Raw genomic sequence first — 21166 nt, 5'->3', positions numbered from 1 at the left:
GTCAGGCTCCCGCGACGGGCTGCGGAGCCGCTGCCGGCGGCTTCGCCGCGAGCATCCGCTCGAGGGCCACCCGCGCGGGCTCGGCCACGTCGTCGGCGACGGTGATGCGGTTGACGACGCGGCCCGCGACGAGCTCCTCGAGCACCCAGGCGAGGTACCCGGGGTGGATGCGGTACATCGTCGAGCACGGGCACACGACGGGGTCGAGGCAGAAGATCGTGTGCTGCGGGTACTCGGCCGCGAGGCGCTGCACGAGGTTGATCTCGGTGCCGATCGCGAAGGTCGAGCCCGCGGGGGCGGCCTGGATCGCCTTCACGATGAAGTCGGTCGAACCCGCGGCATCCGCTGCGTCGACGACGGGCATGGGGCACTCGGGGTGCACGATGACCTGCACGCCGGGGTGGTCGACGCGGGCCTGCGCGATCTGGTCGACCGTGAACCGGCGGTGCACCGAGCAGAAGCCGTGCCACAGGATGACCCGGGCTTCGCCCAGTTCGCCCGCCGTGTTGCCGCCGAGCGCCTTGCGCGGGTTCCACATCGGCATCTGCTCGAGGGGCACGCCCATGGCCTTCGCGGTGTTGCGGCCGAGGTGCTGGTCGGGGAAGAAGAGCACCCGCTGCCCGCGCTCGAACGCCCACTCGAGCACCGTCTTCGCGTTCGAGGAGGTGCAGACGATGCCGCCGTGGCGCCCGACGAAGCCCTTGAGGGCCGCCGACGAGTTCATGTAGGTCACCGGGATGACGGGCACGCGCCCCGAGGCATCCGTCGCCGTCAGGTCGCCGTAGACCTCTTCGAGCTGCTCCCAGCACTCCTCGACCGAGCTCTCGTCGGCCATGTCGGCCATCGAGCAGCCGGCGGCGAGGTTCGGGAGGATCACGGCCTGCTCGGGCGTCGAGAGCAGGTCGGCGGTCTCGGCCATGAAGTGCACGCCGCAGAACACGATCGCCTCGGCGTCGGGCCGGGTGAGGGCGGCGTTCGCGAGCTGGAACGAGTCGCCCACGAAGTCGGCGTGCTCGATGACCTCGTCGCGCTGGTAGAAGTGGCCGAGCACGACGGCGCGGTCGCCGAGGGTCGCCTTCGCGGCGCGGATGCGCGCGTGCAGCTCGTCTGCGGAAGCCGTGCGGTACGACTCGGGCAGCGCGCCCTGCCGGGGCGAGCCCGTGGGGATGACGTCGCCCATCGACGACCCGGGCCCGTACGAGACGGGGCCCGCGTCGAACTCCCAGGGGCCCTTCGCGAGTTCGGGCGAGCACGATACGCCGGTGGCGGCACCCGCCTCGATGAGGCGGATGGTGCGGTCGACTGATGCCGCCGCTCGCGTGTCGTCGGTCTGCAGGTCGTCGATCGAGATGGTCATGATGCCGGTCGCTCTCTCAGGGATTCGGTTCGCACGGTCGGGTCGGGGTTCGCCCCGGCGAGGGCGGTGGAGTCGTAGCGGTAGAGCTTCGGTGGTCGGTTGCGTGCGCCGGCCAGTCGCTCGCCCGTCTCGCGCAGCCGGCCCGAGGCGAGCATCGTGCGTCGGAAGTTCGCGGGATCGAGCGGGCGCTGCAGCACCGCTTCGACGACCTCGCGGAGCTCGGCGAGCGTGAAGGTCTCGCCGAGGAAGGCGTGCGCGATCTGGGAGTACTCGACCTTGGTGCGCAGCCGCCAGAGGGCGTACTCGATGATGCGGTTGTGGTCGAACGCGAGCCCCGGCAGCGTGTCGGCCGGCACCCAGCGGACGTTCGGCCCTGCGGTCGCCCGGGCTGCCTCGTCGCTCTGCACGAGCGCCCAGTAGACGACGGAGACCACGCGCACCCCGGGGGAGCGGTCGACCTCGCCGAACGTGTACAGCTGCTCGAGGTAGGTAGGGGCGAGGCCGGTCGTGAGCCGCAGGGTGCGGGCAGCTGCCGCTTCGAGTTCTTCTGCGGGCGGCAGCCAGCCGCCGGGCAGGGCCCAGAGGCCGAGCTGGGGTTCGCGAGTGCGGCGCACGAGCGGGGTCCAGAGCACCGGGTGGCCCGAGCGGTCGGGTCGCAGCGCGAAGATCACCGTGGAGACGGCGAGTCGCGTCGGCGCGTCGCCATCGGGCTCGGTCGGGTGCGGCATCCGGCACCTCCGCTCTTTTGGTCACACTGACTCGAACTCGGTCGACAGCAGCTTACAGTCATCCTGACCAGAACACGAACCCGCTGTCGTCGGATCACAGCCGATGCCCAGCCGCCGCGGAAGCGCCCCGCTGCTAGGATCGGAGCACAATCTCATACCGGGCCATCGACGCGTCGCGGGAGAGCCGGTCAGCGCCAACCGAAGTACGAACGGACAGCGCCCGACCGGCACCGAAGGAGCAAGCCTCCCCGCCAATCTCTCAGGTCACCACACCGCGATGACGAGGCCGCTCTGAAAAGTGGATTCCGCGACGGCTCGCGGCCTCCCGCCCACGGTGAAAGCGCGCCAGCGTGAAACTCTCAGGCTCATGACAGAGGGGGAGTTCCCACACGGCACGCTTCCGCGACCGTGACAACGCCGGCGTTCGCCGGCACGTCTGGAGAACTCTCGTGACCAACGAACCCGGTACCGCAAGCCTCGAATCGTCGAGCTCCGAGCGACGCAGCCCTCTCGACGCCGTGCATCGCGCCGCGGGCGCGAGCTTCACCGACTTCGCGGGCTGGCAGATGCCCGTGCGCTACTCCAGCGACCTCGCCGAGCACCACGCCGTCCGCACCGCGGCCGGGCTCTTCGACCTCTCGCACATGGGCGAGATCGTGCTCATCGGCCAGCAGGCCGCCGCCGCGCTCGACCACGCGCTCGCCGGCAAGCTCTCGGCCATCGAGATCGGGCAGGCCAAGTACTCCCTGCTGCTCGCCGACGACGGCGGCATCATCGACGACCTCGTCGTCTACCGCACGGGCGACGACCGGTACATGGTCGTCGCGAACGCCTCGAACGCGGCCGTCGTCGCCGACGAGCTCCGCGCCCGCGCCGAGGGCTTCGACACGTTCGTCTCCGACGAGAGCGACGACGTCGCGCTCATCGCCCTGCAGGGCCCCGACGCCCGCGCAGTACTGCTCGAGACGCCGGGCTTCGGCGTCGACGGGCCGGGCAACGACGAGGAGGACTTCGACGCGAAGCTCGAGGGCCTCAAGTACTACCGCGCCTTCCCGGCGACCTTCGAGGGCGAGCCCGTGCTCGTCGCGCGTACGGGCTACACCGGCGAAGACGGCTTCGAGCTCTACCTCGCCCCCGAGCGCGCGACGCGTCTGTGGGAGGCGCTCGCCGAGACCGGCGGCCCCCGAGTCACGCCCTGCGGCCTCGCGAGCCGCGACACGCTGCGCCTCGAGGCGGGCATGCCGCTCTACGGCCACGAGTTGAGCCGCGACATCTTGCCCGTGCAGGCCGGCCTCGGCCGCGTCGTCGCCCTCGCCAAGCCCGACGAGTTCGTCGGTCGCGCCGCCGTCGAGCAGGGCCCCGCAGCGGATGCCCCGGTGCTCGTCGGCCTCGCGGCGGAGGGCCGCCGGGCGCCCCGCGCCGAGTACGAGGTCTTCGACGGCGCCGATGCCGATGCCGCGCGCGTCGGTGTCATCACGAGCGGGGCGCTCTCGCCGACGCTCGGCCACCCGATCGCCATGGCCCTCGTCGCGCCCGACGCCGCCGAGCCGGGCAGCGAGCTCTTCGTCGACGTCCGCGGCACGCGAGTCGCGGCATCCGTCGTCGCCCTTCCCTTCTACAAGCGCACCGCCTGACCGCCGGCCGGCTCGACCGGCACCACGCACACCGCATTCACCGCACGACTCACAAGGAGCACGCCATGACCGACCAGACCGCACTGCACTACACCGAAGAACACGAGTGGATCGCCATCGACGGCGACGTCGCCACGATCGGCATCACCGACTATGCCGCCGAGAAGCTCGGCGACGTCGTCTTCGTCGAGCTGCCCGCGGCCGGCACGACCGTGACCGAGGGCACCGTCGTCGGCGAGATCGAGTCGACGAAGTCGGTCGGCGAGCTCTTCGCCCCCGTCAGCGGCGAGGTCGTCGAGGCCAACCAGACCGTCGTCGACTCGCCCGAGCTCGTCAACAGCGACCCCTTCGGCGAGGGTTGGCTCATCAAGGTGAACGCCTCGAGCCTGCCGAAGTTCCTCACGCACGCCGAGTACCGCGCACTGGTCGGAGAGTAAGCACCCGCATGAGCACCCCCACCTCCTCAGCATTCGACCTCGACGCCTTCGGGCGCCGCCACATCGGCACCAGCCCGAGCGACCACGGGCTCATGCTCGCCGAGCTCGGCTACGACTCCCTCGACGCCCTCATGGCCGCCGCGGTGCCCACGTCGATCCGCATGGGGGAGGTGCTGAACTCGGCGATCCCGGCCGCAGCCACCGAGCGCGAAGCGCTCGCCGAGCTCGCGGCGCTCGCCGAGCAGAACACCGTGCGCACCTCGATGATCGGCCTCGGCTATTACGGCACCGTCACGCCGTCGGTCATCCAGCGCAACGTGCTCGAGAACCCGAGCTGGTACACGGCCTACACGCCGTACCAGCCCGAGATCTCGCAGGGCCGCCTCGAGGCGCTCATCAACTTCCAGACGATGGTCACCGACCTCACGGGCCTCGACACCGCCAACGCGTCGATGCTCGACGAGGGCACCGCGGTCGTCGAGGGCATGCTGCTCGCGCGCCGCGCCTCGAAGTCGACCTCGAACCGCTTCGTCGTCGACGCCGACGCCCTGCCCCAGACGCTCGCGCTCCTGCAGTCGCGCTCGGAGGCGGTCGGCATCGAGCTCGTCGTCGCGTCGCTCGACGAGCAGACGGATGTCGCCGCCTTCGGCGACCACTTCGGCCTCTTCGTGCAGTACCCGGGCGCTTCGGGCCGCGTGTGGAACCCGGCATCCGTCATCGCGGCCTCGAAGGCGCAGGGCGGCCTCGTGGTCGCCGCCGCCGACCTGCTCGCGCTGGCACTCATCACGAGCCCGGGCGAGCTCGGCGCCGACGTCGCCGTCGGAACCTCGCAGCGCTTCGGCGTGCCCATGGGCTTCGGCGGACCGCACGCGGGCTACATGGCCGTCCGCAAGGGCCTCGAGCGGCAGTTGCCGGGCCGGCTCGTCGGCGTCTCGAAGGACGCCGTCGGCGCGCCCGCGTACCGCCTCACGCTGCAGGCGCGCGAGCAGCACATCCGCCGCGAGAAGGCGACGTCGAACATCTGCACCGCCCAGGTGCTGCTCGCCGTCATGGCGTCGATGTACGCCGTCTACCACGGGCCCCGCGGCATCCGTCACATCGCGGTCTCGACTGCGGCGAAGGCGACCGCGCTCGCCGAGGTGCTGACCGGCTACGGCCTCACCCTCGCGCACGACAGCTACTTCGACACGATCCGCGTGCACGTGCCAGGACTCGCCGGCAACATCGTCGAGCGCGCCCGCGCCCTCGGGGTCAACGTGTGGGAGGCCGACGAGGCGACCGTGCACGTCGCGGTCGACGAGACGACCACCGAGGCGGAGCTCTCGCTCGTGGCACAGGCGTTCGGGCTGCCCGAGCGCACCGCGGTCGAGATCGAGACCTCGAGTCTGCCGGCCGTCGCGAGCGGCGAGCTGCGTCGCACGAGCGGCTACCTCGAGCACCCCGTCTTCAACACGCACCACTCCGAGACGCAGATGATGCGGTACCTGAAGACCCTCGCCGACCGCGACTACGCGCTCGACCGCGGCATGATCCCGCTGGGCTCCTGCACGATGAAGCTCAACGCCGCGACCGAGATGCAGTCGGTCACGTGGCCCGAGTTCGCGAACCTGCACCCCTTCGCACCCGAGGCCGACGTCGTCGGCACGCTCGGCCTCATCGAGCAGCTCGAGACCTGGCTCGCCGAGGTCACCGGGTACGACACGGTCTCGCTGCAGCCGAACGCGGGCAGCCAGGGTGAGCTCGCCGGCCTCCTCGCGATCCGCGGCTACCACCACGCAAACGGCGAGACGGAGCGCACGGTGTGCCTCATCCCGTCGAGCGCCCACGGCACCAACGCGGCATCCGCCGTGCTCGCCGGCATGCGCGTCGTCGTTGTGGCGACCGACGAGCTCGGCAACGTCGACCTCGACGACCTGCGCGCGAAGATCGCCGAGCACGCCGACAGCCTCGCCGCCCTCATGATCACCTACCCCTCGACGCACGGCGTCTACGAGCACGAGGTGAAGACCATCACGCAGGCCGTGCACGACGCCGGCGGCCAGGTCTACGTCGACGGCGCGAACCTCAACGCCCTGCTCGGCTTCGCCCGCTTCGGCGACTTCGGCGGCGACGTCTCGCACCTGAACCTGCACAAGACGTTCTGCATCCCGCACGGCGGCGGCGGCCCCGGCGTCGGCCCGGTCGCGGCGAAGGCGCACCTTGCGCCCTACCTGCCCGGCCACCCGATGGCGCAGCGCGCCGACCACTCGGGCGGCGTCACGCACGACGGCGGGCCGGTCTCGGCGGCGCCGTACGGCAGCCCGTCGATCCTGCCGATCTCGTGGGCGTACGTGCGCATGATGGGCTCCGAGGGGCTCAAGCAGGCGACCGCGTCGGCGGTGCTCGCGGCGAACTTCGTGGCCTCGCGCCTGCGCGACCACTACCCGGTGCTCTACACGGGCGACAACGGGCTCGTCGCGCACGAGTGCATCCTCGACCTGCGACCCCTCACGGCGGCGACGGGCGTGACCGTCGACGACGTGGCGAAGCGCCTCGTCGACTACGGGTTCCACGCGCCGACGATGTCTTTCCCCGTCGCGGGCACGCTCATGATCGAGCCGACCGAGTCCGAAGACCTGGCCGAGCTCGAGCGCTTCGTCGAGGCGATGGTCGCGATCAAGGCCGAGGCCGACGCCGTCGCCGCGGGCGAGTGGCCCGCCGACGACAATCCTCTCGTCAACGCGCCGCACACCGCGGAGTCGGTCATCGCCGGGGAGTGGACCCACGCCTACACCCGCGAGCAGGCCGTGTACCCGGTGCACTCGCTCGTGCGGGGCAAGTATTGGGTGCCCGTGCGCCGCATCGACCAGGCCTTCGGCGACCGCAACCTCGTGTGCGCCTGCCCGCCGGTCGAGGCGTTCGCGTAGCGAAGCGAAGCGGATGCCTCGAGGAAGCAGAGTGGCCGCGCTTTCGCCGTTTGTAGTCACGGCGTTCGCGTAGCGAGCGATTCGGAGCCGATCGCCCCCGCACTGGAGGCATCGGCGGATGACGTGCTCGCGACTATGCGGGGCGCGGTGCCGCGTGGCGGCCGCGCTCCGTGTACGCGCGAGGGGCGCGAGCGGGCGCTGACGGTGCGCCTGCGACCGTCACGAGGGCAGTGCGACGCGCGGTGACGCGTTCGTGCGCCGCGGTGATCTCGGCTTCGGTCGCGAGGAAGCGACGATCCGAGGCGCGTGCGGCGAGACGGCCTGCGGTGAAGGCGGCGGCGAGTGACATGATTCAGCTCCGACTCTGTGTGCGGCGGTGCCGGTCGGCGCCCGCGTGGCGAGGGATGGCCCCATGCTCTCGAGCCGCACGATCCGCCGGATCAGGGCGACCCCGATGCGCACCCCCGGGAGTACACTGAGGTTCTCTCGAATTCACCCACGGGTTCGTCAGGGCCCGGGTTCTCTCGAAGCGGAGGGGGCATGATGTCCGTCGATCTCTTCACGGTGCTCACGACCGTCGGGTTCGTTGGGTTCCTCGTCGGCACCTCGATGCTCGCAGGCCGCGGCCTCGGGCTCGAACAGCGCGCGGGCCTGCTCGAACGACGCGACCCCGCCACGGCGGAGGCGCTGCGACGCGCCCAGTCGATCACCGACTTCTCGAGCGGCAGCGTCTTCGGCGACGAGGGCTTCTACTCGCCGGTATGCACGCCGTCCCGGCGCAGCGGTCTCGACATGGCGCGGGTGCGGGGCACCGACTCCGACTTCCGCGTCGAGGTCGCCGAGGAGGCCCTGCCGCCGATGCCGACGACCGTGGTGGCGCTCGGGAGGAGCGAGCACGTGCCGCGAACACCGCGCACGCGGCATCCGGTGCGCACGGACCAGCCCGCTCGACCGGCTCAGCCGGCCGAGACGGCGAAGAGCTCCGGCCACCAGCCGACCGCGAGCGGGTAGCCGACGAACGACGCGATGTCGAGGATCCAGTGCGCGATGACGAGCGGCATCGTGCGACCCCAGCGCTGGTAGCACCACCCGAAGACGACGCCCATGGCGACGTTTCCGACGAACGGCCCGAAGCCCTGGTACAGGTGGTAGGTGCCGCGCAGCACGGCGCTCGAGAGGATCGTCGCCCACGGGCCGACGCCGAGCTCCCTGAATCGCGTGAAGAGGTAGCCGACGACGATGACCTCCTCGGTCAGCGCAGCTTCGAGCGCCCGGAACACGAGGATCGGCACCGTCCACCACAACCAGTCGGCCGGTGAGGCCTCGACCGCGACGGTGATGCCTCCTGCGCGGCCGAGCGCGTAGAGCGCGAGCCCCGGCACGCCGATGGCGAGCACCAGCAGCACACCGGATGCCGCATCCCGACCCGGCCTCGTCAGGTCGAGGCCGATGCGGCGGAACGGGTTCGTGCCGGGTGCCCAGAGCAGGTACAGCACGAGTGCCACGGCGAACAGACCGAAGAAGACGTCGAGGAACTGGTACGTGAAGTCGAGCCATTCGCGCGGTGCGCGAGACGGGTTCAGTGCGACCGTCTGATCGCCGAGCGGCGTCTCGGCGGTCACCTTCGCGACGATCGACACGATCGAGTAGACGGCGGATGCCCCGAGCGAGAGACCGAGCACGATGACGACCTCGAGCCGCAGCCGCCATGCAGAAGACATGCGGCAATCATCGCATGAGCGGCTCAGACGCAACATTCGTGCGGATTCGCGACGGAATCCGCCGAGGTCCGTGTCGCTAGGTTGCGCGTCGGTAACGGTTTGCCCTTCTGGTTTGCTTACCGGGGGTCCGGTTCATAGTCTCGATCTACCAGCGCTCCAGCGCGGCCACGAGCCGTGTTGTCGTCGCATATCTCACAGGAGGAACATTGAAGATCAAGAGAATCGGCGTTGCAGCCATTGCTCTTGCTGCCGCCGGCGCATTGACGCTGTCTGGCTGCACGAGCGGCGGTGCTGACCCGTCGGCCCCTGCTGGCGATGCCACCGCGGTCATCACGACCAACGGCTCCGAGCCCCAGAACCCGCTGATCCCCACCAACACCAACGAGGTCGGTGGCGGCAAGATCCTCGACGCGATCTTCGCGGGCCTGGTCTACTACGACGCCAAGGGTGCTGCGCACAACGACGTCGCCGAGTCGATCGAGACCGACGACGCGCAGAACTACACGATCAAGCTCAAGGCCGACCAGAAGTTCACGAACGGCGAGCCCGTCACCGCGAACTCCTTCGTCGACGCCTGGAACTACGGCGCGGACACGGCCAACGAGCAGCTCTCGCAGTACTTCTTCGAGTCCATCGACGGCTTCAGCTACGAAGAGTCCGTCCCCGAACTCCCGGGCCTCGAGGTCGTCGACGACACGACCTTCACGGTCAAGCTGAAGCAGCCCGAGTCGGACTTCCCGCTGCGCCTCGGCTACTCGGCCTTCTACCCGCTGCCCGAGTCGGCATTCGAGGACCTCGCGGCCTTCGGTGAGAGCCCGGTCGGCAACGGCGCGTACATGCTCGACGGCGAAGACGCCTGGAAGCACAACGAGAAGATCGACCTCGTCGTGAACCCCGACTACGACGGCCCCCGCAAGGCGGTCAACGGCGGACTCGACATCATCTTCTACGCCTCGCAGGACGCCGCGTACGCCGACCTCCAGGGCGGCAACCTCGACGTGCTCGACGCGATCCCCGACTCGGCTCTCGCGACGTTCGAAGACGAGTTCGGCGACCGTGCGATCACCCAGGCGGCTGCGATCTTCCAGTCGTTCACGATCCCCGCGCGTCTGCCGCACTTCTCGGGCGAAGAGGGCAACCTCCGCCGCCAGGCGATCTCGATGGCGATCAACCGCGACGAGATCACCGACGTGATCTTCGCCGGCACCCGCACCCCGGCGCACGACTTCACGTCGCCGGTCATCGACGGCTACTCGGAAGAGATCCCCGGCTCCGAGGTTCTCGACTACAACCCCGAAGAGGCGAAGAAGCTGTGGGCCCAGGCCGACGCGATCGCTCCGTGGGACGGCACCTTCAAGATCGCCTACAACGCTGACGGTGGCCACCAGGCCTGGGTCGACGCTGTGGCGAACGGCCTGAAGAACGACCTGGGCATCGACGCCGCCGGCGACCCGTACCCCACGTTCGCTGAGGCTCGCACGAAGATCACCGACCGCACCATCCAGACGGCCTTCCGTTCGGGCTGGCAGGCGGACTACCCGGCGCTCTTCAACTTCCTCGGCCCGCTCTACGGAACCGGTGCCGGCTCGAACGATGGCGACTACTCGAACCCCGAGGTCGACACGCTCCTGAAGGAGGGCCTCGCGGAGACCGACATCGCCGCCGCGAACGAGAAGTTCCAGGCTGCACAGGAGATCCTGTTCCAGGACCTCCCCGCCGTTCCGCTGTGGTACTCCACGGTCAACGGTGCTTGGAGCGAGGTCGTCAACGACGTCGAGTTCGGTTGGAACTCGGTGCCGCTGTACTACCAGATCACCAAGAGCGAGTAATTCCCGATCAAGGACGACTCGGGGTTAGACTCTGAGGCGCCCGTGGGGCGGCAGCCGAGCAGGCTGCCGCCCCACTCCCACGTATCCACGGTGTTCACCTGATCGGCGTAGCATCGTGGAGTCGAACTCGCACAACGGTGAGGTTTCTTTCAACATGTCCACATTCGCAGAACGCAGGGCCTGATCCATGGCCGGCTATATCCTGCGCCGACTGCTGCAGGCGATCCCTGTCCTGCTCGGCACCACGTTCCTGATCTATTTCATGGTCTTCGCCATGCCCGGCGATCCGATCGTCGCGCTGTTCGGCGACAAGACCCCGCCCCCGCAGGTCATCGAAGCCCTGCGCGAGCGCTACCACCTGGACCAGCCGTTCATCGTCCAGTACTTCATCTTCCTCGGCAACATCTTCAAGGGTGACCTCGGCGTCTCGTTCTCGGGTCAGCCCGTCTCCGAGATCCTGATGGCCACGTTCCCGGTGACGTTGCGACTCGCAGCGATGGCCGTGTTCTTCGAAATGGTCGCCGGCATCTCGATCGGCCTCATCTCGGGCCTTCGCAAGGGCGGCATCTTCGACGCGAGCGCACTCGTCGTGAGCCTCATCCTCATCTCGCTGCCGATCTTCGTGCTGGCGTTCGTGATGCAGTGGTTCTTCGGCATCTATCTGGGGTGGTTCAGAACCACCGTCGGCCCGGGCGCGCCAACGCAAGACTTGATATTGCCGGCCATCGTGCTGGCCACCATCAGCTTCGCCCAGATCGTCCGACTGACGCGGGCGTCGGTCATCGACACCGACGGTCAGGACTTCGTTCGCACTGCCGCGAGCAAGGGTCTGACCCGTGGGCGCATCGTCCCCGTGCACATCCTGCGCAACTCGCTCATCCCCGTCGTCACCTACCTCGCCGTCGACTTCGGCACCTTGATGGTCGGCGCCACGGTGACCGAGGGCATCTTCAACGTGCCGGGTGTCGGCCGCACGCTCTACCAGGCGATCATCCGAGGCGAGGGACCGACCGTCGTCTCCTTCGTGACGATCATGGTGCTGATCTACCTCGTGGTGAACCTGCTGGTGGATCTCCTGTACGCCGTTCTCGACCCGAGGATCCGTTATGCCAAGTAAGACCAGACCAGACCAGCAGCACTACGTCGCTCCGCTCGAAGAGACGCCGCTCGTCGCCATCGACTCGGTCAAGGCCGAGGGCAAGCCCTCGAACCTGTGGACCGACGCCTGGAACGACGTGCGCAAGCGCCCGATGTTCTGGATCTCCTCCGTGCTGATCCTCCTCGTCGTGGTTGTGGCGCTGTTCCCCGGCCTGTTCACGCAGACGCCGCCGAACAACGACTGCCTCCTCGCGAACAGCAACGCGGGTCCGACCGAGGGACACCCGCTCGGCTTCACCAAGCAGGGTTGCGACATCTACTCGCGCATCATCCACGGCACGTCGACGTCGCTGGCCGTCGGCCTCATCGTCACGTTCCTCGTGGCGCTGCTCGGCATCGTCTTCGGTGCGTTCGCGGGCTTCTACGGCGGATGGCTCGACTCGGTGCTCTCGCGCCTGGGCGACATCTTCTTCTCGATCCCCTACATCCTCGCCGCCGTCGTCATCATGTCGGTGCTCTCGGCCTACCGGAACGTGTGGGTGATCTCGCTCGCGATCGGATTGTTCGCGTGGCCGGCAACCGCCCGTGTGCTCCGAGCCGAGATCCTCCGGGTGAAGAACGCCGACTTCGTCATGGCCTCCACGGCCCTCGGCGTCTCGCGATTCCGCATCCTCGTGCGCCACGTGCTGCCGAACTCGATCGCACCGGTCATCGTCATCACGACCATCTCGCTCGCCTCGGCGATCGTCGCGGAGGCGACCCTGTCGTTCCTCGGCGTCGGATTGCCGACCGACATCATGTCGTGGGGCAACGACATCAGCCAGGCCCAGACCTCGCTGCGCACGGCGCCCCAGACGCTGATCCTGCCGTCGATCGCGCTGTCGGTCACCGTGCTGAGCTTCATCATGCTCGGCGAGGTCGTGCGCGATGCGCTCGACCCGAAGGCGAGGGCACAGCGATGAGCCAGTCCTCGAACGCGACGAACCAGGCTTCGAACGGATCGAACGTGCAATCAGAACGCGCCGACGGCGCCGAGCGACCGCTCCTCGAGATCAAGGATCTCCAGGTCGGCTTCAACACCCAAGACGGTCTCGTGAAGGCCGTCGACGGGGTCAACATCACCCTCTACCGCGGGCAGAGCCTCGCGATCGTGGGGGAGTCGGGCTCGGGCAAGTCGACGACCGCGCACGCGATCATCAACCTGCTCCCCGGCACCGGACACATCTCGGGCGGTCAGATCCTCCTCGACGGCCAAGACCTCACGAAGGCCTCGGCGAGAGAGATGCAGACCGTCCGCGGTCGCAAGATCGGCTTCGTCCCGCAGGACCCGATGTCGAACCTCAACCCCGTGTGGTCTATCGGCTTCCAGGTCGAAGAGGCGATCAAGGCCAACGGCATCGCCACTGGGCGCAAAGAGGTCAAGAAGCGCGCCATCGAGGTGCTGAAGCAGGCCGGGCTCGGCGATGCCGACCGTCGCATGCGTCAGTTCCCGCACCAGTTCTCGGGCGGCATGCGCCAGCGCGTGCTGATCGGCATGGGGCTCGCGGCCAACCCGCAGCTGCTCATCGCCGACGAGCCGACCTCGGCGCTCGACGTCACGGTGCAGCGGGTCATCCTCGATCACCTCGAATCGCTCACGCGCGAGCTCGGCACGACACTGCTGTTCATCACGCACGACCTCGGCCTCGCAGCCGAGCGCGCAGAGCAGCTCGTGGTCATGTACAAGGGCCGTGTCGTCGAATCCGGTCCGTCGGTCGACATCCTGCAGAACCCGCAGCACCCGTACACGCAGCGACTCGTCGCCGCGGCGCCGAGCCTCGCCTCGCGTCGCATCCAGGCGACGGGGTCGATCTCCGCGGCCGAGTCCTCGATGACCGAGGGCGCGGCAGCCGTCGCGGGCGACTCGATCGACCTGATCGCGACCGCCGAGGCTCGTGCCGAGGCCCTCGCGGCCGCTCCGGCGGCGCCCCCGGCGATCGTCGTCGAAGACCTCACCAAGGTCTTCAAGATCCGCGGCTCGGGCGACTTCACCGCGGTCGACAAGGTCTCGTTCCAGATTCCCAAGGGCTCCACCATGGCGCTCGTCGGCGAGTCGGGCTCGGGCAAGTCGACCGTCGCGAAGATGCTGCTGAAGCTCGAAGACGCGACGAGCGGCAAGATCGTCGTCGGCGGCAAAGACCTGGCGAGCGTGACCGGCAAGGAGCTCTTCAACCTCCGCAGCCGCATGCAGCCGGTCTTCCAGGACCCGTACGGTTCGCTGAACCCGCTGCGCAACATCGGCAACACCATCTCGGAGCCGCTCTTCACGCACAAGGTCGGCACCAGCGCCTCGCGTCGCGAGCGGGTCTACGAGCTGCTCGACCAGGTGTCGCTGCCGCGCACGCTCATCAGCCGCTACCCGAACGAACTCTCGGGCGGCCAGCGCCAGCGCATCGCCATCGCGCGTGCGCTCGCGTTGAAGCCCGAGATCGTGGTGCTCGACGAGGCCGTGTCGGCACTCGACGTGCTCGTGCAAGCGCAGATCCTGCGCCTGCTCGCCGACCTGCAGGCCGAGCTCGGGCTGACGTACCTCTTCATCACGCACGACCTCGCCGTCGTGCGCGTCATCGCCGACCACGTCTGTGTGATGCAGAAGGGTCGCATCGTCGAGGCGGCGACCACCGACGAGGTGTTCGACAACCCGCAGGAGCAGTACACGAAGGATCTCCTCGCGGCGATCCCTGGTGCGGGCATCGAGCTCGGCGCCTAGCCACCGAGCAGTTCGAGAACGACGCGAGCGCCCGGCATCCGATCACTCGGAGGCCGGGCGCTTTCGCGTTCTCAGCTTCACAGGCGCGTGACAGGGTACGCTTGAGGGGCGCACGCCGTCACTGCGGCATCCTGCGCTCCCCACAGACCTTCACACAGCGCTTCCACGCTGTCTCCGTGCGCTGATCTCGCCGCCCGGGGGCGACGGGGGGCCGGCACCCTCGAGGACCAAACATGGCCAACGCCACCCGGAACGATCTGCGAAACGTCGCGATCGTCGCTCACGTCGACCACGGCAAGACCACGCTCGTCGACGCGATGCTCAACCAGACGAACTCCTTCGATGCGCATGCGCACGTCGAGGAGCGCGCCATGGACTCGAACGAGCTCGAGCGCGAGAAGGGCATCACGATCCTCGCCAAGAACACGGCGATCTCGTACAAGGGCGCGCACGCCACCGATGGCCCCATCACGATCAACGTGATCGACACGCCCGGCCACGCCGACTTCGGCGGAGAGGTCGAGCGCGGCCTGTCGATGGTCGACGGCGTCGTCCTCCTCGTCGACTCGAGCGAGGGCCCGCTGCCGCAGACGCGCTTCGTGCTCCGCAAGGCGCTCGAGGCCCGCATGCCGGTGATCCTGCTCGTCAACAAGACCGACCGTCCCGACGCGCGCATCGACGAGGTCGTCGCCGAGAGCCAGGACCTCCTGCTCGGCCTCGCCTCCGACCTGGCCGACGACGTGCCCGACCTCGACCTCGACGCGATCCTCGACGTGCCGGTCGTCTACGCGTCGGGCCGCAACGGCGCCGCGAGCCACAACAAGCCCGGCAACGGCGAGCTCCCCGACAACGACGACCTCGAGCCCCTCTTCGAGGCGATCCTGCAGCACATCCCGGCGCCCGTCTACGACGACGAGCACCCCCTGCAGGCGCACGTCACGAACCTCGACGCATCGCCGTTCCTCGGTCGTCTCGCCCTGCTCCGCGTCTTCCACGGCACGATCAAGAAGGGCCAGACGGTCGCCTGGGTCAAGCACGACGGCTCCGTCCAGAACGTGCGCGTGACCGAGCTCTTCCTCACGAAGGCGCTCGACCGCTACCCGGCCGAGAGCGCCGGCCCCGGCGACATCGCCGTGGTCGCAGGGTTCGAAGACATCATGATCGGCGACACGCTCGCCGACGCCGAAGACGTGCGCCCGCTCCCGATCATCGCGGTCGACGAGCCCGCGATCTCGATGACGATCGGCACGAACACCTCGCCCCTCGTCGGCAAGGTCAAGGGCCACAAGCTCACCGCCCGCATGGTGAAGGACCGCCTCGACCGCGAACTCGTCGGCAACGTCTCGCTCAAGGTCCTCGACATCGGCCGCCCCGACGCGTGGGAGGTCCAGGGCCGCGGCGAGCTCGCACTCGCGATCCTCGTCGAGCAGATGCGCCGCGAGGGCTTCGAGCTCACCGTGGGCAAGCCGCAGGTGGTCACCAAGCAGGTCGACGGCAAGGTGCACGAGCCCTACGAGCACCTCACGATCGACGCTCCCGAGGAGTACCTCGGCGCGATCACGCAGCTGCTCGCCGCCCGCAAGGGCCGCATGGACAACATGTCGAACCACGGCACCGGCTGGGTCCGCATGGAGTTCATCGTTCCGAGCCGCGGCCTCATCGGCTTCCGCACCGAGTTCATGACCACCACGCGCGGCACGGGCATCGCGAACGCGATCTCGCACGGCTACGACGCGTGGGCCGGCCAGATCGTCACCCGCAACAACGGCTCGATCGTCGCCGACCGCTCGGGCGTCGTCACGCCGTTCGCGATCATCGCCCTGCAGGAGCGCATGACGTTCTTCGTGAACCCGACCGAAGAGGTCTACGAGGGCATGGTCATCGGCGAGAACTCGCGCAACGACGACATGGACGTGAACATCACCAAGGAGAAGAAGCTGACGAACATGCGTCAGTCGACCTCCGACACGTTCGAGTCGATGACGCCCTCGCGCCAGCTCTCGCTCGAGGAGTGCCTCGAGTTCGCCCGTGAAGACGAGTGCGTCGAGGTCACGCCCGCCGCCGTGCGCATCCGCAAGGTCGAGCTCGACGCGACAGCCCGTGCCCGCACGACGTCGCGCCTGAAGAAGCAGAACTAGCAGCGCACCTGCACGACGAGCGGATGCCCCGGGGTCGATCGACCACGGGGCATCCGCTCGTCTGCGTTCCGCCGAGCGTTTCGCCGAGATGCGCGTGGAGTCAAGGGGAGACCGCTCTCACGTTTCGCGGCGAATATGCATGCGCATCGGAGGTTCTTCCCAGAGTCGGTGCGTACCGTAGCTGAGGTTGTCTCGCACCTGACTCGGAAAATACGTAACGCACCCCACATATATGACTCCCCCCAAGCACGGCCGCAGAGCGGCCACACCCAGCCCTGCCCGCCCCGCCTCCGTACCTCGCACCGCCACCATCGGATCCCAGCACCGCCGCACCCGCGTGGCCGCAGCTCGTTCCGGCTCCGCGGCCCTGCGCCCGGCCTTCGCGGTCATCGCCATGTCGTTCGCCGCGGCCATGATGGTCGCCACGAGCGTTCCCGCGCTGGCGATCACCGCAACCGACACCGTGGCCCGCGCCTCGGTCTACGCGCCTGCCGAAGACACGATCGAGTACGCACCGCAGACCGTCGAGGTGGGCAGCGAGGGTGTCATGTCACCGCTCGCCGCCGAGCAGTACCTCGTCGAAGCCGCGCCGCCGCCCATCATGTCGCAGGTCGCGAGCCTCGGCAGCGTGGCGCTCATCGACACCGACGCGATCGTGTGGCCGGTGCAGAACCCGACGAAGCGCAGCGACGGCTTCGGCCCGCGGTCGGCGCCCTGCAGCGGCTGCTCGAGCTCGCACGACGGCGTCGACTTCAACCCCGGCAACGGCACGCCCGTGATGTCGATCGCCGACGGCGTGGTCGTGCTCGCCACCGAGAACGGCGGCGGGCTGGGCGTCAACGTCGAGGTGCAGCACAACATCGGCGGCGAGCTCATCACGAGCTCCTACGCGCACATGCAGTCCGGCTCGATCGCCGTCTCGGTCGGCCAGCAGGTCACGGCAGGCCAGCAGCTCGGACTCGTCGGCACGACCGGGCAGTCGACCGGCCCGCACCTGCACCTCGAGATGTTCGGCGCCGACGGTGTGCGGTTCGACGGCTTCGCCTGGCTGGCGGCTCGAATCGGCTGAACCGGTCCCGGCCCACCGGCCGGCCTGACACGTGGCGCGACGCCTCCTGAGTACTGGCTTGGCCTCAGGCCCCCATGAAGGACTCAGGCCCCCATGAACGATGGATCGCGCTTCTCGACGAACGCCGCGACGCCCTCGCGCATGTCGTGGGTGCGGAACGCGTCGCCGAAGGCGGCGATCTCGAGGTCGGTCGCCGATTCCGTGCGGCGCCCGGCGGCGTCGACGAGCACTCGCTTCGCGAGGCCGACGGCCGGTGCGGCGTTCGCGCCGACCTCGTCGAGGGTCGCCCGTGCGCCAGCGAGGAGCGACTCGCGGTCGGGGAACGACCGCACGACGAGTCCGATCGAGACGGCTTCCGCCGTGTCGATGCGCCGACCCGTGTAGATGAGCTCCTTTGCCCGCGCGAGACCGACGGCTCGGGGGAGGCGCACGGTGCCGCCGAAGCCCGGGATGAGGCCCAGGTGCACCTCGGGCTGGCCGAAGCTCGAGGCATCCGTCGCGTAGATGAAGTCGCAGGCGAGCGCGAGTTCGAGGCCGCCGCCGAGCGCGAAGCCGTCGACGCAGGCGATGACGGGCGCCGAGAGCCCTTCGATCGCCGCCGCCACCCGATGGCCGAGTCGTGACGAGTCCTCGCCCTGTTCGGGCGTGAGGCCCGCCAGCGCACGGATGTCGGCGCCGGCCACGAAGGCGCGACCGCCGGCGCCGGTGAGCAGCACACCGCGCACGGCACTGCCCTCGGCGGCGAGGGACTCGAATACGGCGAGCAGGGCCGAGAGCACGTCGGGGGAGAGGGCGTTCAGTGCCTTCGGGCGATCGATCGTCACGATCGCGAGCCTGCCGTCGCGCTCGACGCGCACGTCGGGCCCGTTCTCCTGGGTGCTGGGCTCGGCCATCATCGGTCCTCTCCGCACGGCCCGTTCCGTGTCCCGCCCCACGCTACGCCATCCCCTTGCGACGGCCGGGCGGTAGAATCCGACGTGGGGCGAGCGGATGCCGCGTGGTGTCCGCCACCCCGCCCCAGACCGCTGCACACGAGGAGCCGGCCATGCGACCGTCCACCACCCACCGTCGGATGGGCATCGCCGCGGTGATCGCCGTGCTGACGGCGACCATGCTCTCGGGCTGCTTCCCGAACCCCGGCGACCTCGTCAACCAGGGCGTCGAAGACGCCATCGAAGAGGCGACCGGGGGTGACGTCAGCCTCGGCGGGGAGCTGCCGGCCGACTTCCCCGAATCGGTCGCGCTCATCGACGGCGACATCAGCTTCGCCGGCGGTGCTCCTGGCGGCGAGGGCTGGGTCGTCATGATCTCGTCGAGTGCGGCCGATCCCGTCGCCGACGCGGCCGCGAAGCTCGAGGCCGCGGGCTTCACCGAGGACACCACGCTGAACGGCGACACCGCGAGCGCCGTCGTGTACTCCGACGGCGAGTACCTCGTGCTGATCGCCGGCGACGGCGACGTCGTCTCGTACACCGTCACCCCGCAGCCGAAGTGATGGGTCGAACCAGCCTCGGCACCATCCTCGTCGCCTTCCTGGTCGGTCTCGCCTACGGCGCCCTCGGCACGGTCGGCCACCGCGCGGTGCTGCGCATCGGCGAGGTGGCGATCCCGTGGGGCCTCGCCGCGGCGCTCATCGGCGTCGCAGCGCTCCTGCTGGGCATCCGGCTCGTCGCCGGAGGCCGCATCGCGGCGGCCGCGGCCGGTGCCGGCATCGTCGTCGCGGTCGCCGTGCTCACACTCCCCGGGCCGGGCGGTTCGGTGCTGATCGTGGGCGATCTGACCGGCACGATCTGGTCGGTCGCCCCCGCGCTCATCGCCGTGCTCGTCGTCGCATGGCCGAAGCTGCCCTCGCCGCGCCCGCGCGACGCCTAGACTGGAATCTCAGCCTTTCGAAGGGACAGCGAACACCGTGACCTATGTCATCGCCCTTCCGTGCGTCGACGTCAAAGACCGCGCCTGCATCGACGAGTGCCCCGTCGACTGCATCTACGAGGGTGAGCGCTCGCTCTACATCCACCCCGACGAATGCGTCGATTGCGGTGCGTGCGAGCCCGTCTGCCCCGTCGAAGCCATCTACTACGAAGACGACCTGCCCGACATGTGGGCCGACTACTACAAGGCCAACGTCGAGTTCTTCGACGACATCGGCTCGCCCGGCGGCGCGGCCAAGATCGGCGTCATCCCGAAGGACCACCCCGTGATCGCGGTGCTCCCTCCCCAGGCGCACTGAGCATGGCGCGCGGCGAACTGCCCGACTACCCCTGGGATCTGATGGCGCCCTTCCGTGTGCGCGCCGCGGCTCACCCACAGGGCGTCGTCGACCTGTCGATCGGCTCGCCGGTCGATCCCACGCCCGAGCTCGTGCGCGCGGCTCTCGCGAATGCCACCGATGCCCACGCGTATCCGCAGACGACGGGCACCGACGAACTGCGCGGCGCCATCATCGACTGGTTCGCGCGCCGGCGCGGCGTCACGGGCCTCACGGAGGCGAACGTGCTGCCGACCGTGGGCTCCAAGGAACTCGTCGCCCTCCTGCCCTTCCTCCTCGGCCTCGGCGAAGGCGACGTCGTCGTGCACCCCAAGGCGGCGTACCCGAGCTACGAGATGGGTGCCGTGCTCGTCGGCGCCACCTCGATGGCCTCCGATGATCCGGCCGAATGGCCCGCCGCGACGAAGCTCGTGTGGCTGAACAGCCCCGGCAATCCCGACGGGCGGGTGCTGACGATCGACGAGCTGCGCGCGGCCCGCGAACGGGCGCTCGAACTCGACGCGATCATCGTCGGCGACGAGTGCTACGCCGAGCTCGGCTGGGAGGGCGAATGGGCGGATGCCCCGATCCCGAGCCTGCTCGATCCGCGGGTCGTCGGCGACAGCCGTCGCAACACGCTCGTGGCCTACTCCCTGTCGAAGCAGTCGAACATGGCTGGCTACCGCACCGCCTTCATCGCGGGCTGCAGCACCGTCATCGACCGAATCACGACCGTACGCAAGCACGCGGGGCTCATGCTCCCGCAGCCGTTGCAGGCGGCGATGATCGCCGCGCTCCGCGACGACGAGCACGTCGCCGAGCAGAAGGCGCGGTACCGCGCGCGGCGCGAGCTGCTGAAGCCCGCGCTCGAGGCGGCAGGGTTCCGCGTCGACCGCAGCGAGGCCGGTCTCTACCTCTGGGCGACCGAGGGCCGCGACGGCTGGGACTCGATCGGCAGGCTCGCCGATCTGGGCATCGTGGCCGGACCGGGGCACTTCTACGGCGTGCACCACCCTGAGCACGTACGGCTGTCGCTGACCGCGACCGACGACCGCGTCGCGGCCGCGGCCGAGCGGCTCCGGGCCGCCGCTGCGGCGTGACATCCGCAGATTCTCGGGGGCGCTCTCGCGGGCGACTGTGACTCTCGCCAACGGATAGGATGATCTGTTGGCGGGTGCGACAGTGTGTTCGGAGCCCGTCTAGGCTGTATTCGGATCGAGGCCGCCAGAGCGGCTGAGACCGGAAAGCAGGT

Annotated in this window: 19 protein-coding genes and 1 riboswitch; of the genes, 14 read left to right on the top strand and 5 right to left on the bottom strand. The window is 69.2% G+C overall.

The window, feature by feature from the left end; translation table 11 throughout:
• Position 1: 1 nt before the first annotated feature.
• Both nadA and ESP57_RS17545 read right to left on the bottom strand, forming a co-directional pair.
• Positions 2-1357 (bottom strand): quinolinate synthase NadA, encoded by a 1356-nt coding sequence (nadA, locus tag ESP57_RS17550; protein WP_129232397.1) that lies wholly within the window; start codon positions 1355-1357, stop codon positions 2-4.
• The gene (locus ESP57_RS17545; protein WP_056014546.1) at positions 1354-2085 is read right to left on the bottom strand and encodes an NUDIX hydrolase; all 732 of its coding nucleotides are present in this window, start codon (positions 2083-2085) and stop codon (positions 1354-1356) included. Before ESP57_RS17545 ends, nadA begins: the two co-directional genes overlap by 4 nt.
• A 166-nt stretch (positions 2086-2251) precedes the next feature.
• Positions 2252-2370: riboswitch (glycine riboswitch) on the top strand.
• A 164-nt stretch (positions 2371-2534) separates the two neighbouring features.
• On the opposite strand from ESP57_RS17545, the gene gcvT reads away from it, so the two are divergent.
• The 3 genes from gcvT (at position 2535) to gcvP (ending at position 7062) form a co-directional block, all read left to right on the top strand.
• Positions 2535-3719 carry a glycine cleavage system aminomethyltransferase GcvT gene (gcvT, locus tag ESP57_RS17540; RefSeq protein WP_129232396.1) on the top strand — a complete coding sequence of 395 codons (1185 nt, stop codon included), beginning with the start codon at positions 2535-2537 and terminating at the stop codon, positions 3717-3719.
• Between the two features lie 65 nt (positions 3720-3784).
• Positions 3785-4156 carry a glycine cleavage system protein GcvH gene (gene gcvH / locus ESP57_RS17535; protein ID WP_074261438.1) on the top strand — a complete coding sequence of 124 codons (372 nt, stop codon included), beginning with the start codon at positions 3785-3787 and terminating at the stop codon, positions 4154-4156.
• A gap of 8 nt (positions 4157-4164) precedes the next feature.
• A complete protein-coding gene (gene gcvP, locus ESP57_RS17530) occupies positions 4165-7062 on the top strand; it encodes an aminomethyl-transferring glycine dehydrogenase (RefSeq protein ID WP_129232395.1) in 2898 nt (965 codons plus the stop codon).
• A 133-nt stretch (positions 7063-7195) separates the two neighbouring features.
• Here the strand turns inward: gcvP and ESP57_RS17525 are convergent, their stop codons facing one another.
• Positions 7196-7411 carry a hypothetical protein gene (locus tag ESP57_RS17525; protein WP_056014534.1) on the bottom strand — a complete coding sequence of 72 codons (216 nt, stop codon included), beginning with the start codon at positions 7409-7411 and terminating at the stop codon, positions 7196-7198.
• A 194-nt stretch (positions 7412-7605) separates the two neighbouring features.
• On the opposite strand from ESP57_RS17525, the gene ESP57_RS17520 reads away from it, so the two are divergent.
• Positions 7606-8073 carry a hypothetical protein gene (locus tag ESP57_RS17520; RefSeq protein ID WP_129232394.1) on the top strand — a complete coding sequence of 156 codons (468 nt, stop codon included), beginning with the start codon at positions 7606-7608 and terminating at the stop codon, positions 8071-8073.
• Here ESP57_RS17520 and ESP57_RS17515 read toward each other — a convergent pair.
• Positions 8019-8783, bottom strand: a complete 765-nt coding sequence (locus tag ESP57_RS17515) for a CPBP family intramembrane glutamic endopeptidase (RefSeq protein ID WP_129232393.1) — start codon at positions 8781-8783, stop codon at positions 8019-8021. The two genes, ESP57_RS17520 and ESP57_RS17515, sit on opposite strands and share 55 nt — an antisense overlap.
• 206 nt (positions 8784-8989) lie before the next feature.
• Between ESP57_RS17515 and ESP57_RS17510 the strand changes: the two genes are divergently transcribed.
• The 6 genes from ESP57_RS17510 to ESP57_RS17485 all read left to right on the top strand — a co-directional run bounded on the left by ESP57_RS17510 (position 8990) and on the right by ESP57_RS17485 (position 17666).
• Positions 8990-10612 carry a peptide ABC transporter substrate-binding protein gene (locus ESP57_RS17510; protein ID WP_056014523.1) on the top strand — a complete coding sequence of 541 codons (1623 nt, stop codon included), beginning with the start codon at positions 8990-8992 and terminating at the stop codon, positions 10610-10612.
• A gap of 187 nt (positions 10613-10799) precedes the next feature.
• Positions 10800-11729 carry an ABC transporter permease gene (locus ESP57_RS17505; protein ID WP_056014520.1) on the top strand — a complete coding sequence of 310 codons (930 nt, stop codon included), beginning with the start codon at positions 10800-10802 and terminating at the stop codon, positions 11727-11729.
• On the top strand, positions 11719-12672 hold the full coding sequence (locus tag ESP57_RS17500) for an ABC transporter permease (protein WP_056014517.1): 954 nt from the start codon (positions 11719-11721) through the stop codon (positions 12670-12672). The genes ESP57_RS17505 and ESP57_RS17500 overlap by 11 nt, the downstream gene beginning before the upstream one ends.
• On the top strand, positions 12669-14459 hold the full coding sequence (locus ESP57_RS17495) for a dipeptide ABC transporter ATP-binding protein (protein ID WP_129232392.1): 1791 nt from the start codon (positions 12669-12671) through the stop codon (positions 14457-14459). Before ESP57_RS17500 ends, ESP57_RS17495 begins: the two co-directional genes overlap by 4 nt.
• 233 nt (positions 14460-14692) lie before the next feature.
• Complete coding sequence (gene typA, locus ESP57_RS17490) at positions 14693-16597, top strand: translational GTPase TypA (protein ID WP_056014511.1); 1905 nt, start codon at positions 14693-14695, stop codon at positions 16595-16597.
• 337 nt (positions 16598-16934) lie between these two features.
• Complete coding sequence (locus ESP57_RS17485; protein ID WP_056014508.1) at positions 16935-17666, top strand: M23 family metallopeptidase; 732 nt, start codon at positions 16935-16937, stop codon at positions 17664-17666.
• Between the two features lie 83 nt (positions 17667-17749).
• Here ESP57_RS17485 and ESP57_RS17480 read toward each other — a convergent pair whose 3' ends face one another.
• Positions 17750-18559: an enoyl-CoA hydratase/isomerase family protein gene (locus ESP57_RS17480; RefSeq protein ID WP_056015006.1), complete on the bottom strand. Its 810-nt coding sequence runs from the start codon at positions 18557-18559 to the stop codon at positions 17750-17752.
• Positions 18560-18711: 152 nt separating this feature from the next.
• Between ESP57_RS17480 and ESP57_RS17475 the strand changes: the two genes are divergently transcribed.
• From ESP57_RS17475 to dapC, 4 genes are read left to right on the top strand one after another with little or no spacing between them, the layout of a single operon-like run.
• On the top strand, positions 18712-19161 hold the full coding sequence (locus ESP57_RS17475; RefSeq protein ID WP_129232390.1) for a hypothetical protein: 450 nt from the start codon (positions 18712-18714) through the stop codon (positions 19159-19161).
• Positions 19161-19538, top strand: a complete 378-nt coding sequence (locus ESP57_RS17470) for a hypothetical protein (RefSeq protein ID WP_129232389.1) — start codon at positions 19161-19163, stop codon at positions 19536-19538. Before ESP57_RS17475 ends, ESP57_RS17470 begins: the two co-directional genes overlap by 1 nt.
• A 37-nt stretch (positions 19539-19575) precedes the next feature.
• Entirely contained in the window at positions 19576-19896 is a 321-nt protein-coding gene (fdxA, locus tag ESP57_RS17465; RefSeq protein WP_056014499.1) for a ferredoxin, read from the top strand.
• A gap of 2 nt (positions 19897-19898) precedes the next feature.
• Positions 19899-21014 (top strand): succinyldiaminopimelate transaminase, encoded by a 1116-nt coding sequence (gene dapC / locus ESP57_RS17460; RefSeq protein WP_129232388.1) that lies wholly within the window; start codon positions 19899-19901, stop codon positions 21012-21014.
• Positions 21015-21166 lie beyond the last annotated feature (152 nt).

Origin of the sequence: Agromyces fucosus, assembly GCF_004134865.1 — a bacterium.
Lineage (GTDB): Bacteria > Actinomycetota > Actinomycetes > Actinomycetales > Microbacteriaceae > Agromyces > Agromyces fucosus.
Note: the sequence above shows the minus strand (reverse complement) of the source record. Positions and strands in the feature narration are given on the sequence as shown.